Origin of the sequence: Methylobacterium sp. Leaf111 (assembly GCF_001423285.1) — a bacterium.
GTDB lineage: Bacteria > Pseudomonadota > Alphaproteobacteria > Rhizobiales > Beijerinckiaceae > Methylobacterium.
In genome coordinates, this window is record NZ_LMNE01000001.1 from 669565 (window position 1) to 683020 (window position 13456).

Annotated in this window: 15 protein-coding genes; 6 read left to right on the forward strand and 9 right to left on the reverse strand. The window is 70.9% G+C overall.

Features of this window, described 5'->3' with window-relative positions; all coding sequences use genetic code 11:
- Positions 1-2 precede the first annotated feature (2 nt).
- Complete coding sequence (locus ASF41_RS02960; RefSeq protein ID WP_056215049.1) at positions 3-755, reverse strand: bacteriorhodopsin; 753 nt, start codon at positions 753-755, stop codon at positions 3-5.
- Between the two features lie 560 nt (positions 756-1315).
- Here ASF41_RS02960 and ASF41_RS02965 point away from each other — a divergent pair.
- Complete coding sequence (locus ASF41_RS02965) at positions 1316-2158, forward strand: outer membrane protein (protein ID WP_056352622.1); 843 nt, start codon at positions 1316-1318, stop codon at positions 2156-2158.
- A gap of 93 nt (positions 2159-2251) precedes the next feature.
- Positions 2252-3241: a catalase family peroxidase gene (locus ASF41_RS02970; protein ID WP_056490698.1), complete on the forward strand. Its 990-nt coding sequence runs from the start codon at positions 2252-2254 to the stop codon at positions 3239-3241.
- 151 nt (positions 3242-3392) lie between these two features.
- Here ASF41_RS02970 and ASF41_RS02975 read toward each other — a convergent pair whose 3' ends face one another.
- From ASF41_RS02975 to ASF41_RS02985, 3 genes are all read right to left on the reverse strand, one after another.
- On the reverse strand, positions 3393-3944 hold the full coding sequence (locus tag ASF41_RS02975; RefSeq protein WP_056490701.1) for a hypothetical protein: 552 nt from the start codon (positions 3942-3944) through the stop codon (positions 3393-3395).
- An 80-nt stretch (positions 3945-4024) separates the two neighbouring features.
- Complete coding sequence (locus tag ASF41_RS02980; protein WP_056215031.1) at positions 4025-5197, reverse strand: zinc-dependent alcohol dehydrogenase; 1173 nt, start codon at positions 5195-5197, stop codon at positions 4025-4027.
- A gap of 85 nt (positions 5198-5282) precedes the next feature.
- Positions 5283-6194 carry a LysR family transcriptional regulator gene (locus ASF41_RS02985; RefSeq protein WP_056275502.1) on the reverse strand — a complete coding sequence of 304 codons (912 nt, stop codon included), beginning with the start codon at positions 6192-6194 and terminating at the stop codon, positions 5283-5285.
- 95 nt (positions 6195-6289) lie between these two features.
- Between ASF41_RS02985 and ASF41_RS02990 the strand changes: the two genes are divergently transcribed.
- A complete protein-coding gene (locus ASF41_RS02990; protein ID WP_056215022.1) occupies positions 6290-6736 on the forward strand; it encodes a DMT family transporter in 447 nt (148 codons plus the stop codon).
- 12 nt (positions 6737-6748) lie between these two features.
- Here the strand turns inward: ASF41_RS02990 and ASF41_RS02995 are convergent, their stop codons facing one another.
- Genes ASF41_RS02995 through ASF41_RS03005 form a run of 3 tightly spaced genes read right to left on the reverse strand, consistent with a single transcriptional unit; the run spans position 6749 to position 9983 of the window.
- Positions 6749-7219 (reverse strand): secondary thiamine-phosphate synthase enzyme YjbQ, encoded by a 471-nt coding sequence (locus tag ASF41_RS02995; protein WP_056381356.1) that lies wholly within the window; start codon positions 7217-7219, stop codon positions 6749-6751.
- Entirely contained in the window at positions 7216-8940 is a 1725-nt protein-coding gene (locus tag ASF41_RS03000) for a cisplatin damage response ATP-dependent DNA ligase (RefSeq protein ID WP_056490704.1), read from the reverse strand. The genes ASF41_RS02995 and ASF41_RS03000 overlap by 4 nt, the downstream gene beginning before the upstream one ends.
- Positions 8937-9983, reverse strand: coding sequence for a ligase-associated DNA damage response exonuclease (locus ASF41_RS03005; RefSeq protein WP_056215010.1), 1047 nt, complete (start codon positions 9981-9983; stop codon positions 8937-8939). Before ASF41_RS03005 ends, ASF41_RS03000 begins: the two co-directional genes overlap by 4 nt.
- A 41-nt stretch (positions 9984-10024) precedes the next feature.
- Here ASF41_RS03005 and ASF41_RS03010 point away from each other — a divergent pair, with 41 nt between their 5' ends.
- Positions 10025-10960, forward strand: coding sequence for a class I SAM-dependent methyltransferase (locus ASF41_RS03010; RefSeq protein ID WP_056491242.1), 936 nt, complete (start codon positions 10025-10027; stop codon positions 10958-10960).
- 193 nt (positions 10961-11153) lie between these two features.
- Positions 11154-11891, forward strand: coding sequence for a YoaK family protein (locus ASF41_RS03015; protein WP_056215006.1), 738 nt, complete (start codon positions 11154-11156; stop codon positions 11889-11891).
- A gap of 34 nt (positions 11892-11925) precedes the next feature.
- Here ASF41_RS03015 and arfB read toward each other — a convergent pair whose 3' ends face one another.
- Together arfB and ASF41_RS03025 are read right to left on the reverse strand one after the other, a co-directional pair.
- A complete protein-coding gene (gene arfB / locus ASF41_RS03020; protein WP_056215003.1) occupies positions 11926-12345 on the reverse strand; it encodes an alternative ribosome rescue aminoacyl-tRNA hydrolase ArfB in 420 nt (139 codons plus the stop codon).
- A gap of 40 nt (positions 12346-12385) precedes the next feature.
- The gene (locus ASF41_RS03025; RefSeq protein ID WP_056215000.1) at positions 12386-12670 is read right to left on the reverse strand and encodes a BolA family transcriptional regulator; all 285 of its coding nucleotides are present in this window, start codon (positions 12668-12670) and stop codon (positions 12386-12388) included.
- A 135-nt stretch (positions 12671-12805) separates the two neighbouring features.
- Between ASF41_RS03025 and ASF41_RS03030 the strand changes: the two genes are divergently transcribed.
- Positions 12806-13432 carry a J domain-containing protein gene (locus tag ASF41_RS03030; RefSeq protein ID WP_056214996.1) on the forward strand — a complete coding sequence of 209 codons (627 nt, stop codon included), beginning with the start codon at positions 12806-12808 and terminating at the stop codon, positions 13430-13432.
- Positions 13433-13456: the final 24 nt, after the last annotated feature.

Consider the following 13456-nt stretch of genomic DNA (forward strand, 5'->3'; position numbering starts at 1 on the left):
GATCAGGCCGCCCGGCGCAGGGGCTTGGCCGTGACCGTGCCTTCGGCGAGGTCCCGGTCGACGGCCCGCGTGGTCTGCAGCGTCGCCATCACGCCGTAGACTACCTTCGCGGTCAGATCGAGGATCGCCACCACGGCCAGGGCCACGGCGGGGGACAGGAAGCCGAGGCCGTCCTGGCCGACGAGGAGCACCACCGGATAGGCGCACCAGACCGCCGAGAGGAACACGGCGTTGCGCAGGAAGGCGGAGCGAACATCGGCCCGTTCGGCGGCGTTCTCCTCCCGCAGCTGCACGAAGATCCCATAGAACACGGCCAGGAACGCGCCGCAGGAGATGGCGAACCAGGTCCACTTCACCCAGGCGACCGTCGAGAGGCCGAAGGCCAGGGCGGTGACGATCATGATCAGGTCGGAGCCGACGAGGCCCCAGACGACGGCCGGACGGCGCATCCCCGAATGCATCGCCGTGCGGGCGAGGCCGACGAGCAGCAGGGGCGTGGTGAAGGTCCAGTCGATGTAGCGGGCGAAGTAGAACTGCCGCGCGGCGTCGGCCGCTTCCGGACCGGCCGGCAGGGCGATGCTCCCCTGCCCCGTCGCCATGGCGAAGTAGGAACAGGCCGCGATGATCGGCACGATCCCGTGGATGATGGCATCCGCCTCCTCCGCGGGGGTCCGCCGCTTCCCGAGGAACAGAATCGCGGCGGCACCGGCCGCCATGCCCGCGAAGCCGAGCCAAAGCCAGAATTGAGGCGTCATCAACATCTCGTTGCTACAGGGATGAAAGGCTCGCCCCGAACGTGGCGGCACCCCTGCCCAAGTTGCCTCGGCGTCGATCGTTGCACGGAGAAGAGGTCACAGTCGGGTGAGACCGGAAGGCCTCCGCCGAGCCATGCGCGAAATGCAGGGGCAGGACCGGAAGGCCGGCCTCGCATCGGCAAATCGGCAGCGACGATCGCGGATGCGGGCCGCGGCGCCGCCCCGGAGCGACCCTGCTTCCCCTTCACGCCGGAGCCGCAGATTCAGGCCGCAATACCGAGGGCCGCGATTCGCCCTCTCGGGCAAGCCGACGCCCGATATTGCAGTAAAGAATAGGGTTCTGTTTTAATCCGCTATCACGAAAATTTTATTACCAAGAGATTCATTGGAATTTCTGTTGCACATGGATCACTGCGACACCGGAAAGCGGCGGATCTGCTTCGGAATACGACGCCTGAACGCCGCAAGATCTATGCATGGTCGCAAGGGATCGGCATGTCGAGGGTGGGCGGGCACCGTCCCTCCATCCCGAAAGTCCTGAACCCGAAGGCCCTTTGCCGATGCTCAAGACGCTGCTCCTGGCCGGCGGTGCCGCCGCGCTTCTCTCCAGCGCCGCCGCCGCCGCCGACCTGCCCCGCCGTCAGGCCCCCCCGCCGGTCTTCACGCCCATCCCGGTCTTCACTTGGACGGGCGCCTATTTCGGTATCAATGCTGGCTACGCCTTCAGCGAGAACGACACCATCCGCACCACGGGCATCAACACCCCCGGCGGCGCGCAGCTGCAGAACAACGTCGTCAACGGTCTGCGTCAGGCGTCCGTGCGGAATGCGTCGGAAGGATTCACCGGCGGCGGCCAGGTCGGCTACAACTATCAGTTCACCCCGGGCAGCGGCATCGTGGTCGGCCTCGAAGCCGATGCGCAATACACCGACCTCCAGCGCACCACGACCCAGGTCATCTTCAACCCGGTCTTCAACCCGAACCAGCTGACCAACAGCTACCGCACCGAGCTGTCGTTCCTCGGCACCGTCCGCGGCCGGATCGGCTACGCCTTCGACAAGTTCCTGATCTACGGGACCGGCGGCTTCGCCTACGGCGACGTCACCCAGCGCATCACCTTCACCACCGGCCTGCCCGTCACCTATGCGGGGTCGCGCTCCAATATCGAGACCGGCTACGCCTATGGCGGCGGCATCGAGTACGCCCTGCCCACGGACTCGTTCTTCAACTTCTTCAAGTCCAGCGCCGTGACCCTCAAGGCCGAATACCTGCGCTACGATCTCGGCAGCCGCAATCTGCTCGTCGCCAGCGTCGGCGGTCCCGGTGTCGGCTACAACAGCCGCATCTCCACCGAGGGCAGCCTCGTCCGCGCCGGCCTGAACTACAAGTTCGGCAGCTACTAGGCCCGACCCGGCCGACACCCCGGGAATCGCGCCCTGGGTGTCGGCTCCGTTGTCTCCCGACCTCGATCCGTTTGCCCGTGGGGTGCGCCCGTGATGAGACCGAACCTGCTGCTCCTCGGCGGTATCGCCGCCCTCGCCTGCTCGACGCCTGCGAAGGCCGAACCCGAGACGCAGGCCATCGTCGACGCCCTGTTCAAGGCCGGCGGCAATCAGCCGAACGTGCGCGGGAGCGGGGCCAAGGGCGTCTGCGTCACGGGCAGCTTCACGCCCTCGGCCGAAGCGCAGGGCCTGTCCAAGGCGCCGCACTTCAGCCGCGCCCCCGAGAAGCCCCTGCCGGTGACGGCCCGCTTCTCCATGGGGGGCAGCAACCCGAAGGTCTCCGACAAGGCCAAGCCCGTCACGCGCGGCTTCTCCATGCGGATCAACCACCCCGCCGGCGACATGGTGTTCGTGTTCATCTCTGCCCCGGTCTTCGGCTCCAAGACTCCGCAGCAATTGCTCGATTTCGCCAGCGTGCGGGCGCCGGGACCGGACGGAAAACCGGATGCCGAGAAGATCAAGGCGTTCGGGGTGGCCAACCCCGAGACGACCCGGCAGGCGGCCTGGCTGAACGCGCGCCCGGTGCCGGCGAGCTACGCGGGCGTCGATTACTGGGGCGTCCACGCCTACACGCTCACCGACGCCGCCGGAAAAGCCACGGTGGCCAAGCTGAAGACGGTGGCGACGGCGGGCCAGCTCGGCCTCACGGACGACGAGGCCAAGGCCAAGCCCGACGCGTTCTACGCCGACGAATTGACGGCGCGTCTCGCGCAGGGGCCGGCGACGTTCGACCTCGTGGCGATCCTCGGCGAGCCCGGGGATCCGACCCAGGATCCCACCGTCCTCTGGCCCGAGGAGAATCGCAAGTCGGTCAAGCTCGGCACCCTGGCGATCGCCGCCCTCGCACCGGCCGCCACCTGCGACGCGGCGACCTTCGATCCGGTGGTCGACCTGCCCGCGGGCGTGGCCGGCCCCGCCGACGACCCGATGTTCGCCATCCGCTCGCCGGCCTACGCGATCTCGCTGTCGCGGCGGGCGAACTGAGGCCAAGCACCCGGCCGGGGCGGTCCCGGACGGGCTATGGCGGGATGCCGGCCCGGGACAGCCCATGGTGCGGAGCGACCCCCGTACGGCGGCACCCGGGTCGCGATGGACGACCGCATCGCGACCGGGCGATCCGCGCTTGGTCCGCGCCCTAAGCCCAGGCCCGGAGCCCCTCCGGCGTCGTGAATTCGGGGGGCCGGACGTCGCGGGCGGCGCCGCGCGTCGCGTCGATGCCCTTCGGGAAACCGCTCCGGCTCCGATAATCCGCACGGACGCGCTCCGAGGGCGCCAGGGGGGCGTCGGACAGGGCCTGGGCGCAGAGCACGTCGATCACGCCGACGCCCGCCAGGGCGCCGAGGGCGATGCCGGTGTTGGCGCGGTGGCGCGGATCGCCCGTGAGGCCGGGCAGGACGGTGGCGACGTCGAGGACGTCGCCGGCCACCCGGGCCCAGATCCACGGCGTCGGATCGTGGGAGCCGAGGATACCGGCGCCCTGGACGATCTCACGCACACCGTAGGCGCGCACCAGCGCGCCGGCGCGGGGCATGCCGAGCCGGCGCGCGATGGCGTCGCCGCAGGTCAGCTCGGTGATCCCGAGGGCGAGGGAGAACCAGCCGAGGCCCTGCGCCACCTGGCGCGTGGCCGGATCGGGCCGGCGCCGGCGGTCCGAGGACAGCCGGGCGGGCGGGACTTCGGGCCTCATCCGACCGGAACGAACGGTCGGATCCGGACGGGACGCGGATGCGGGCATGCGGACTTCCTCCATCGGGAAAGGGGCGGCGCTCAGGGCCGGAGCACGACCTTGATGCAGTTGTCCTTCTTGTCGCGGAACGTCTTGTAGAGATCGGGCCCGTCTTCGAGGCGGCCCCGGTGGGTGATGACGAAGGAGGGGTCGATCTGCCCGTCGGCGATCCGCTTCACGAGGTCGTCAGTCCAGCGGTTCACATGGGTCTGGCCGGTGCGGACGGTGAGGCCCTTGTTCATCAGGGCGCCCATCGGGATCTTGTCCACGAGGCCGCCATAGACCCCCGGAATGGAGAGGATGCCGGCCGGGCGGCAGACATAGATCATCTCGCGCAGGACGCTGGCCCGGTCGCTCTCCAGCATCATCGCCTGCTTCAGGCGGTCGTAGGCGTGCTCCAGGGCGCGGGGGGCGTGCGCTTCCATGCCGACGGCATCGATGCACTTCTCCGGACCCTTGCCGGCCGTGAGCTGGTTCAGCCGCTCGACGGTGCTCTCCGTGCCGTTGTCGATGGTCACGGCGCCCCCGGCCCGGGCCATCTCCAGGCGCTCGGGCACGCGGTCGATGCACACCACCTGCTTGGCGCCGAGCAGGATCGCCGAGCGGATCGCCATCTGGCCGACCGGGCCGGCGCCCCAGATCGCCACGGTGTCGGTGGGCTGGATGTCCGCCTGCACCGCAGCCTGCCAGCCGGTGGGGAAGATGTCGCCGAGGAACAGCACCTGCTCGTCGGTGAGCCCCTCCGGCACCTTGATGTGGGTCTTGTCCGCGAAGGGGACGCGGACGTACTCGGCCTGGCCGCCCGCATAGCCCCCGGTGAGGTGGGTGTAGCCGAAGAGGCCCGCGGTGGTGTGCCCGAAGACCTTGGCGGCGAGGTGCTTGTTGCGGTTCGAGCGCTCGCAGACCGAGAAGAAGCCACGCTTGCACTGGTCGCATTCGCCACAGATGATCGTGAACGGGATCACCACCCGTTCGCCCTTGCGCAGGCTGCCGCCGACGCCCTTCCCCGTCTCGACCACCTCGCCCATGAACTCGTGGCCCATGACGTCGCCCTTCTCCATGCCGGGCATGACGTGGTCGTAGAGGTGCAGGTCCGAGCCGCAGATGGCGCAGGCCGTGACCTTGATGATCGCGTCCCGCTCGTCCTCGATCCGGGGATCGGGGACGGAATCGCAGCGAATGTCCTGAGCGCCGTGCCAGACGAGAGCCTTCATCGTATCTCTCCCACGTGCGGTGTCGTGTCGCCGATATGCTGAGAACCCGGCGACGGGACGTGAGTTCGGTTCGGGATCGCAGGTCTCAATCGGGCGCGAGGATCGGTTCCGGAACCAGCGCGTCGCGCTCCAGGCGGAGGAAGTCGATCAGGCGCTCCGCGAGGCGCCCCGGCGGGCGGCCCGCCGGCCGGATCAGCGCGGTCTCGATCGGCAGGGCCGGCCGGAACGGGCGCAGCACGATCGGCAGGCCGGTGAGTTCGCCGGCCGGGACCGGATCGACGATGGCGAGGCCCAGGCCCTCCGCGACGAGCCCGCAGCGCGCCGCCGTGTACTGGGCCATCAGGGGAAAGCGCGGCACGCACCCGGCCTCCGCGAACCGCGCCTCGACGGCCTCCTGGAACAGGCCGGGACCGCCGGCGATCAGGGTCTCGCCGACGAGGTCCTCCACCCCGATGGCGCGCCGGCGGGCCAGCCGGTGCCGGCGCGGCAGAGCGCAGACCGCGTCGACCGTGAGGAAGCCCTCGGCCGCCACCCCCGCATGGCCGGAGCGCGGGCGGGCGAGGCCGAGGTCGCACCGGCCCGAGGCGGTCCAGGCCCAGATCGTGTCGGGGCTCGGCACATGGACGGCGACGCGGGCACCCGGATGCTCGGCCATGAGGCGCCGGATCGCTCGCGGCAGCAGGCGGGAGGCCAGGGACGGCTGGCAGGCGACGCGCAGGGGCCCGGTGCCGAGCTCGCGGATCTGCCGGGCGGCGTGGGTCAGCTGTTCGAGGCCGGCATGGCTCCGCTCAACCTCGCGGGCGAAGGCCTCCCCCTCGGGCGTCGGCCGGGCGGTGCCGTGGCCGCGCACGAACAGCGAAAGGCCGGTCTCGGCCTCGAGCTGGGCCATGGCCCGGCTCACGTGCGGCTGGCCGATGCCCAGCGCGGCGGCGGCCCGGGTCATCCCGCCATGGCGCATCACCGCGCGAAAGAGATCGAGATGGCCCGGATTGATCATGCCTCATCCGCATGGAAACGCGCCGATCCGTCATTTGACGGCATGGCCACGGAATGGTTGTCAAGGCGCCCGTGTCCCGAACAGGTGCCAGGCCGATGCTCAACCTCCTGCTTCCCGTGGCCCTCTCCGTCATGGCGGGCGCCAGCATCGTGGTGCAGCAGGCGCTGATCGCGAATCTGCGGATCGCCCTGAATTCCTCCGCCTGGGCGGGCTTCGCCAGCTACTTCGTCGGCCTCCTGTCCATGGTGGTGCTGGCCCTGGCCCTGCGCGACCCGCTGCCGGCGGCCAGCCTGACCGGGCGCATTCCGTGGTGGGGCTGGAGCGGCGGGTTCTTCGGCGCGGTCTTCATCGCGCTCGCCACGATCCTGGTGCCGGAACTCGGCGCGGCGACCTTCCTGGCCCTCCTCGTCACCGGCCAGATGCTGGCCTCGGTGGCCTTCGACCATTTCGGCTGGCTCGGCCTCGCCCAGCGCGAGCTCGACGCGACCCGCGTGGTCGGCGTGGCGCTCCTGATCGGCGGCGTGGTGCTGATCCGGCGCTGATCCGGCCGGTTCTCAGGCGCCGAGCCCCTGCAGGACGATTTCCCGGCGGTGCGGCCGGTCCCGGTGCTCGACGAGGTAGATCCCCTGCCAGGTCCCGAGGGCGAGGCGCCCGCCCCTCACCGGGATCGCCAGGTTCGAATCCGTCACCATCGTGCGGATATGGGCCGGCATGTCGTCCGGCCCCTCGGCGCCGTGCGCGTAGCCGGCATGGCGCGGCGCGAGCCCGTCGAGGGCGGTAAGGAGGTCGGTCCGCACATCGGGGTCGGCATTTTCCTGGATGGTCAGGGAGGCCGAGGTGTGCCGGCAGAACACGGTGACGAGGCCCTCCGCGATCCCGCTCTGCGCGCGGAAGGCCTCCACCGCCCCGGTGATGTCGGTGAAGCCCTGGCCGGGCGTCGAGACCGTGACCGTGGCCGCCGCCTGACGCGCCACCGGGCCGCTGGCGAAGCCCTGCAGCGCACCGATCTTGCCCGCCTGCCTCATCCGTGCGTCTCCGTCAGGGTTTCGCCCGGCGCGATCTCGCGCTCGCCCCGGGCCAGGATGGTCTCCAGGGCGTCGATCCGGTCGGCCTCCGCCGCCGGCTTGTCCCAGCGGATGCGCGCCACCCGGGGAAACCGCATGGCGACGCCCGACTTGTGCCGGGTCGAGCGCTGCACCCCCTCGAAGGCGATCTCGAGCACGAGGCCGTGGTCGAGGCCGTAGGACACCTCGCGCACCGGGCCGAAGCGCTTGGTGGTGTTGTTGCGGACGTAGCGGTCGAGCTTCTGCAGCTCGGCATCGGTGAAGCCGTGATAGGCCTTGCCGACCGGCACGAGCTCGGGCGTGCCGTCCTCGCGCGCGCGCCAGACCCCGAAGGTGTAGTCGGAGTAGAACGACGAGCGCTTCCCGTGTCCGCGCTGGGCGTACATCATCACGGTGTCGACGCGGAACGGCTCGCGCTTCCATTTCCACCACGGCCCCTTGGGCCGGCCCGGCAGGTAGACGCTGTCGCGGGCCTTGAGCATGACGCCCTCGATGGCGTCGGCATCCTCGCCCGCCCCCACGGCGGCCGGGTCGGCGCGGGCCGCGGCCAGATCCGCCCAGGTCGCGAAGGGCACCAGGGGCGAGAGGTCGATGCGGGCGTGATCGAGGGCGGCGACGAACGCCTCCAGGCGAGCCCGGCGCTCGGTGAAGGGCAGCGGGCGCAGGTCCTCGCCGTCCGCCTGCATCAGGTCGTAGGCGCGGACATGGGCCGGGAACTCCTCCAGGAGCTTCGGGGTCACGGCCTTCCGGTTCAGGCGCTGCTGGAGCACGTTGAAGCTCTGCACGCGGCGCTCGCGCAGGATCAGCAACTCGCCGTCGATGGCCCCCGAGAAGGTGATCGCCTCGGCCAGATCCGGGAAGGCGCCGGAGATGTCCTCGCCGGTGCGCGAGTAGATCCGCGCCACCTGTTCCCCGGCCGCGTCCCGTCCGCCGACGAGCTGAACCCGGATGCCGTCCCACTTCCACTCGCCGGAAAACGCCGCCGGATCGAGCTTTTCGAAATCGCCCTCCTCGTCGATGGGGTGGGAGAGCATCGGCGGCCGGAACGGGGCCGGGTTCAGGGTGGTGGGGCGCTCGCCCCGGCCCTCGACCCAGGCGAACAGGGTGGCGTAGGGCGGCTCGAGCCCGTGCCAGACCTCCTCGACCGCGTCGGCCTCGTGGCCGCCCAGCGCCCCGATGGCGGTCTTGGCGAGGCGCGCCGAGACGCCGACGCGGAGCGCGCCGGTGATGAGCTTCAGCAGCGCCCAGCGCCCGGTCTCGTCGAGGGCATCGAGCCACGCGGCGATGCGGGCGGGCAGGTCGGGCTTCTTCACCGTGCCCAGCGTCTCGACCACCTCGGCGAGCGTCGGCACGTGCGGGGGCGGGTTGTTGTGGCCGGGGCCGATGACCGGCTCGCCGTCCGAGGGCACGGGCGCCGGCCAGATCAACGCCGTGGTCTCGGCCAGATCGCCCACGTAGTTGTGCGACAGCCCGAACAGCACCGGGTCGACGCGGGCTTCGACCAGGCCCCGGATCATCGCCGGCTTGGCCTCGCGAAAGGTCAGGCCGCCGGTCATCGCGGCGAGCGCGTAGCCGCGCTCCGGGTCGGGAGCGTGGGTGAAGTAGTCCTGCAGCAGGCGCAGCTTGGCGTTGCGGCGCGGCTCGTAGGCGAGGCGGTCGAGGAGGTGGGCGAAGTCGTTCATGCGACGGCCTCCTCCGGCGGGGCGACCGGCTCGGACTCGCCGTCGTCGCCGTAGCCGAGGAGGTGCAGGGGCTTGGCCTTGATGCCCTTCGTCCCGCACCAGTGCACCAGGGCGTCCTCCTGCCCGTGGGTGACCCAGACCTCCCCGGCCCCGGTCTCCAGGATGGTGCGGCAGAGATCGGGCCAGTCGGAATGGTCGGAGATGCAGAGGGGCAGCTCGACCCCCTTCTGCCGGGCCCGGGCCCGCACCCGCATCCAGCCCGAGGCGAAGGCCGTGACGGGGTCGGGGAACTTGCGCGACCAGACGTCCTGGATCGACGAGGGCGGGCAGAGCACGATGGCGCCGTGCAGCTTGGCCCGCTCGGTGGCCACCACCTTGGGGGTCTCGCCGAGCGGAATGCCCTCCTGCTTGTAGAGCTCGGTCAGCTTTTCCATGGCGCCGTGCAGGTAGATCGGCCGGTCGTAGCCGGCCTCCCGCAGCAGGGCCATCACCCGCTGCGCCTTGCCGAGCGCGTAGGCGCCGACGATGTGGGCGCGCTCGGGGAACAGGGCCACGGAATCGAGGAGCTTTTGCACCTCGTCGCGGGTGTCCGGCATCCGGAATACCGGCAGGCCGAAGGTCGCCTCGGTGATGAAGACGTCGCAGGGCACCACCTCGAAGGGCAGGCAGGTCGGGTCGTCGGCGCGCTTGTAGTCGCCCGACACCACCACCCGCACGCCCTGCGCCTCGATCGCGATCTGGGCCGAGCCGAGCACGTGCCCGGCGGGGGCGAAGCGCACGGTGACGTCGCCGATGCGGATCGCCTCGCCGAGGGGGGCCTCCTGCCGGCTCGCGCAGAAATCGGCGCCATAGCGCACCGCCATGATGCGCAGGGTCTCGCCCGTGGCCATCACGCGCCCGTGCCCCGCCCGGGCATGGTCGGCATGGCCGTGGGTGATGAGGGCGCGCGGCACCGGCCAGGTCGGATCCACGTGGAAGCCGCCGAGGGGGCAGTACAGGCCCTCGCGGGTCAGGGTGAGAAGATCGCTGGCGCTGAAACTCATTGGCGCGGCATATAGGGCGCCCGACGCCCATGCGCAGCCACATGTCCCGCACGATCACCTCCGGCGACCTTCGCGCCGACCGGCGCTACGCCTACGCCCAGGACTGCCTCGACGACGGCGATCCGGACGCTGCCGCCGAGATGGCGGAGCAGGCCCTGGAGATCGCCCCCCGCTTCGCCCCGGCCTGGTTCCTCCTCGGCCGGGCCCGCGAAGGCCGGTACGCCCAGAGCGGGCGGGCCAGCGATCACCACGCGGCCCTGCGCGCCTACGCCAGCGCCCTCGACCTCGACCCCGAGGACGCGCAGGGCGCCCGCCTCGCCCTGGTGCGCATCGGCGCCGGCGAGGCCGCCAGCGCGATCTCGCCGGGCTACGTCCGGGCGCTGTTCGACGCCTACGCGCCGCGCTTCGACCGCCACCTCGTGGAGGGCCTGTCCTATCGCGGGCATACGCTCGTCGCCGATGCGCTCGAGGCATCGGCAGGTCCGGCCACGCCCCTCGGGTGGGTGATCGACCTCGGCTGCGGTACCGGGCTCGTCGGGGCCGCCCTCGCCGGCCGGGCGCAGTTCCTGACCGGGATCGACCTCTCGCCCGGGATGCTGGCCGAGGCCGGGCGGCGTGGCGGCTATCACCGGCTGGTGGAGGGCGAGCTGGTGGCGGCGCTCGGTGCCGAGCCCCCCGCCTCGGCCGATTGCGTCACGGCCGCCGACGTCATGATCTACGTGGGCGATTTCGCCGGCGTGGTCTCCGGCAGCGCCCGCGTCCTGCGCCCGGGCGGGCGCTTCGCCTTCACGGTGCAGTCCCATCCGGGCGACGGACTCATCCTGGGAGCGGATGCGCGCTACGCCCATGGCGACGCGCTGGTGCGGGAGACCCTGGCGGGGGCGGGGCTCGCCCTCGAACGCGCCGAGCCGGCCTTCGTGCGACGGGAAAACGGCGCCGACGTCCCCGGCCAAGTCATCGTCGCCCGGCGGCGGTAACATTCACGTGTCCGTCGCCGCCCTTGAGCGCCAGCGCACGACGCGGTTGAACCAAACGGGAGCGTGACTGTTGCCCCGGACGCATCGGAGCACCCCGCCCGGGACCTGACGTCGAGGTCCGGCGGTGCACCGAGCGTATCGGCCTTACGCCACCGTAGTTCAGCCGCCGCACGGGACGGAGGATAGCAACCCTATGGCAGAGACGCAGAACAAGTCGTTTCCGGCGAGTGCCGCGACGCGCATCCCCTTCGCGCTGGCCCTCTCGGCCGTGGCCGGTTGCGCCGATTCCATCGGCTTTCTCGAATTCTCGCAGCTCTTCATGTCGTTCATGAGCGGCAACACGACCCGGTTCGGCGTCTCAGTCAGCCGCTTCGACTGGGAGAGCACGTCGCGGGTCGCCTCGGTCATCGTCCTGTTCTGCTTCGGCGCCTTCGCCGGCACCCTGATCGCCGCCTGGGTCGGGCGCTGGCGCCTCTCGGTGCTGCTCCTGCTGCAGTCGGTGCTCCTGACCATCGGGCTCATCGTCCCCCACGGCACCTTCGCCTTCCCGCTCCACGCCTACCCGATCGTCATCGCTCTGGGCCTCCAGAACGCGACGCTGCAGGACGAGGGCGGGCGCAGCCTCGCGCTCACCTACGTCACCGGCGCGGTGGTGCGGTTCGGAACCGGGCTCGCCAACCTGATGCTCGGCACGGTGGCCCCCTCGTTCTGGATCCAGGCCCCCCTCTGGGCGGCGCTGAGCACCGGCGCGGTCATCGGCGGCTTCCTGCAGATGCGCTACGGCGAGGATGCGTTCCTGTTTCCGGCCGCGGTCTCGGCGCTGCTCGCCCTCATCGCCCTGGTGCTGACGATCATGAAGCCGGGCAGCCGCTACGTCAGCGGAGAGGTCGAGACGCATCCGCCGGATGGTACGGCGGCGGCCAAGATCTGAGTGGCGATCTGAGCGGAGATCCGAGGCGCGGCCCCTAATCCAGGCCGCTGCCGCGCAGGCGCTTGGTGGCGCTCCGCTTCGACTTCTCGTCGAGGCGGCGCTTCTTCGAGGCCAGCGTCGGGCGCGTGGCGCGCCGGGGCGTCGGCGGCACCGCCGCCTCGGCCACGAGTTCGGCCAGCCGCTCGCGGGCATCGGCCCGGTTGCGGTCCTGGGTCCGGAAGCGCTGGGCGCTGATCACGATCACCCCGTCGACGGTGAGGCGCCGCCCCGCCAGCCGCATCAGGCGGACGGCCACCGCGTCCGGCAGGGCGGCCGACCGCCGGGCGTCGAAGCGCAGCTGCACCGCCGTCGAGAGCTTGTTGACGTTCTGTCCGCCGGGGCCGGACGCACGCACGAAGGTTTCCTCCAGCTCCGCCTCGTCGATGGCGATGTGGGGCGTGCATTGAAGGGCCACGGCGGAATCTCTCGCAGGATCTGGAATCAGGTCGCCGCGTTCAGGCTGCTTCGGCGGGCGTGCGGGCGCGCACCGCCAGGGCGTGGAGTCCGCGCTGGAAGGCCGGCTCGAGGGCGGCGTTGACGAGGCGATGACGTTCGACGCGGCTCTTGCCCTCGAAGGCGGCCGCGACCACGTCCAATCGGAAGTGCGTCTCTCCTTCGGGCCGCGCTCCCGAATGGCCCGCATGCAGGTGCGATTCGTCGATCACCGCCAAGTCCTGCGGCGCCAGTTGCACCCGGAGCGTGTCGGTGATCCAGTCCTTCAGGGTCACGGTCTCGGTCATCGCGGGCGTCTCCTCGTTTTTGGACTGCGGTCAAGCGCCGGCGTCCGGTCTCACGCGTCAACCCCCGAACACCGCATGCGGCATCAGGCCCGCCGCTCTTGTGTCTCCGACCCACCCCCTCATAATCGCCCCATCATGGATCTCAACTCGCCCCTGTTCGACAGCATCCGCATCAAGCCGTCCTGCGACGAGCCGAAGACGGCCGCAGCCCAGACCTGCGAGACGCCCGGGTGCAAGAACCCCGGCCTCTACCGCGCGCCCAAGGGCCGCAAGGCGGAGGGGCAGTACTGGCGTTTCTGCATGGATCACGTGCGCGCCTACAACGCCACGTACAATTACTTCGACGGCATGAACGATGCGGCCGTGCAGGCCTTCCAGAAGGACGCGATCATCGGGCATCGCCCGACCTGGGCGATGGGCGTGAACCCGGCCACCGCGGGGGAGCGCGGCAAGGCGGCGCCGAAGCGCGATTGGGCCTATGTCGATCCCCTGGACATCCTGCGGGCCGAGGGCGTCGGCGAGACCGCCCGGCGCAAGGCCGCACCCGAGCCGCGCCGACCCCGGCACTCGGCGGCGACCCTCAAGGCTCTCGACGTACTCGGCCTCGACGAGAACGCGGATTCGGCGGCCATCAAGGCGCAGTACAAGACCCTGGTGAAACGCTTCCACCCCGACGCAAATGGCGGCGACCGCTCGTTCGAGGAACGTCTGCGCGACATCATCCGGGCGCACGATGCCCTGCGCGCCGCCGGCCTCTGCTGACGCGGCGACCGACGCCGGCCCGAG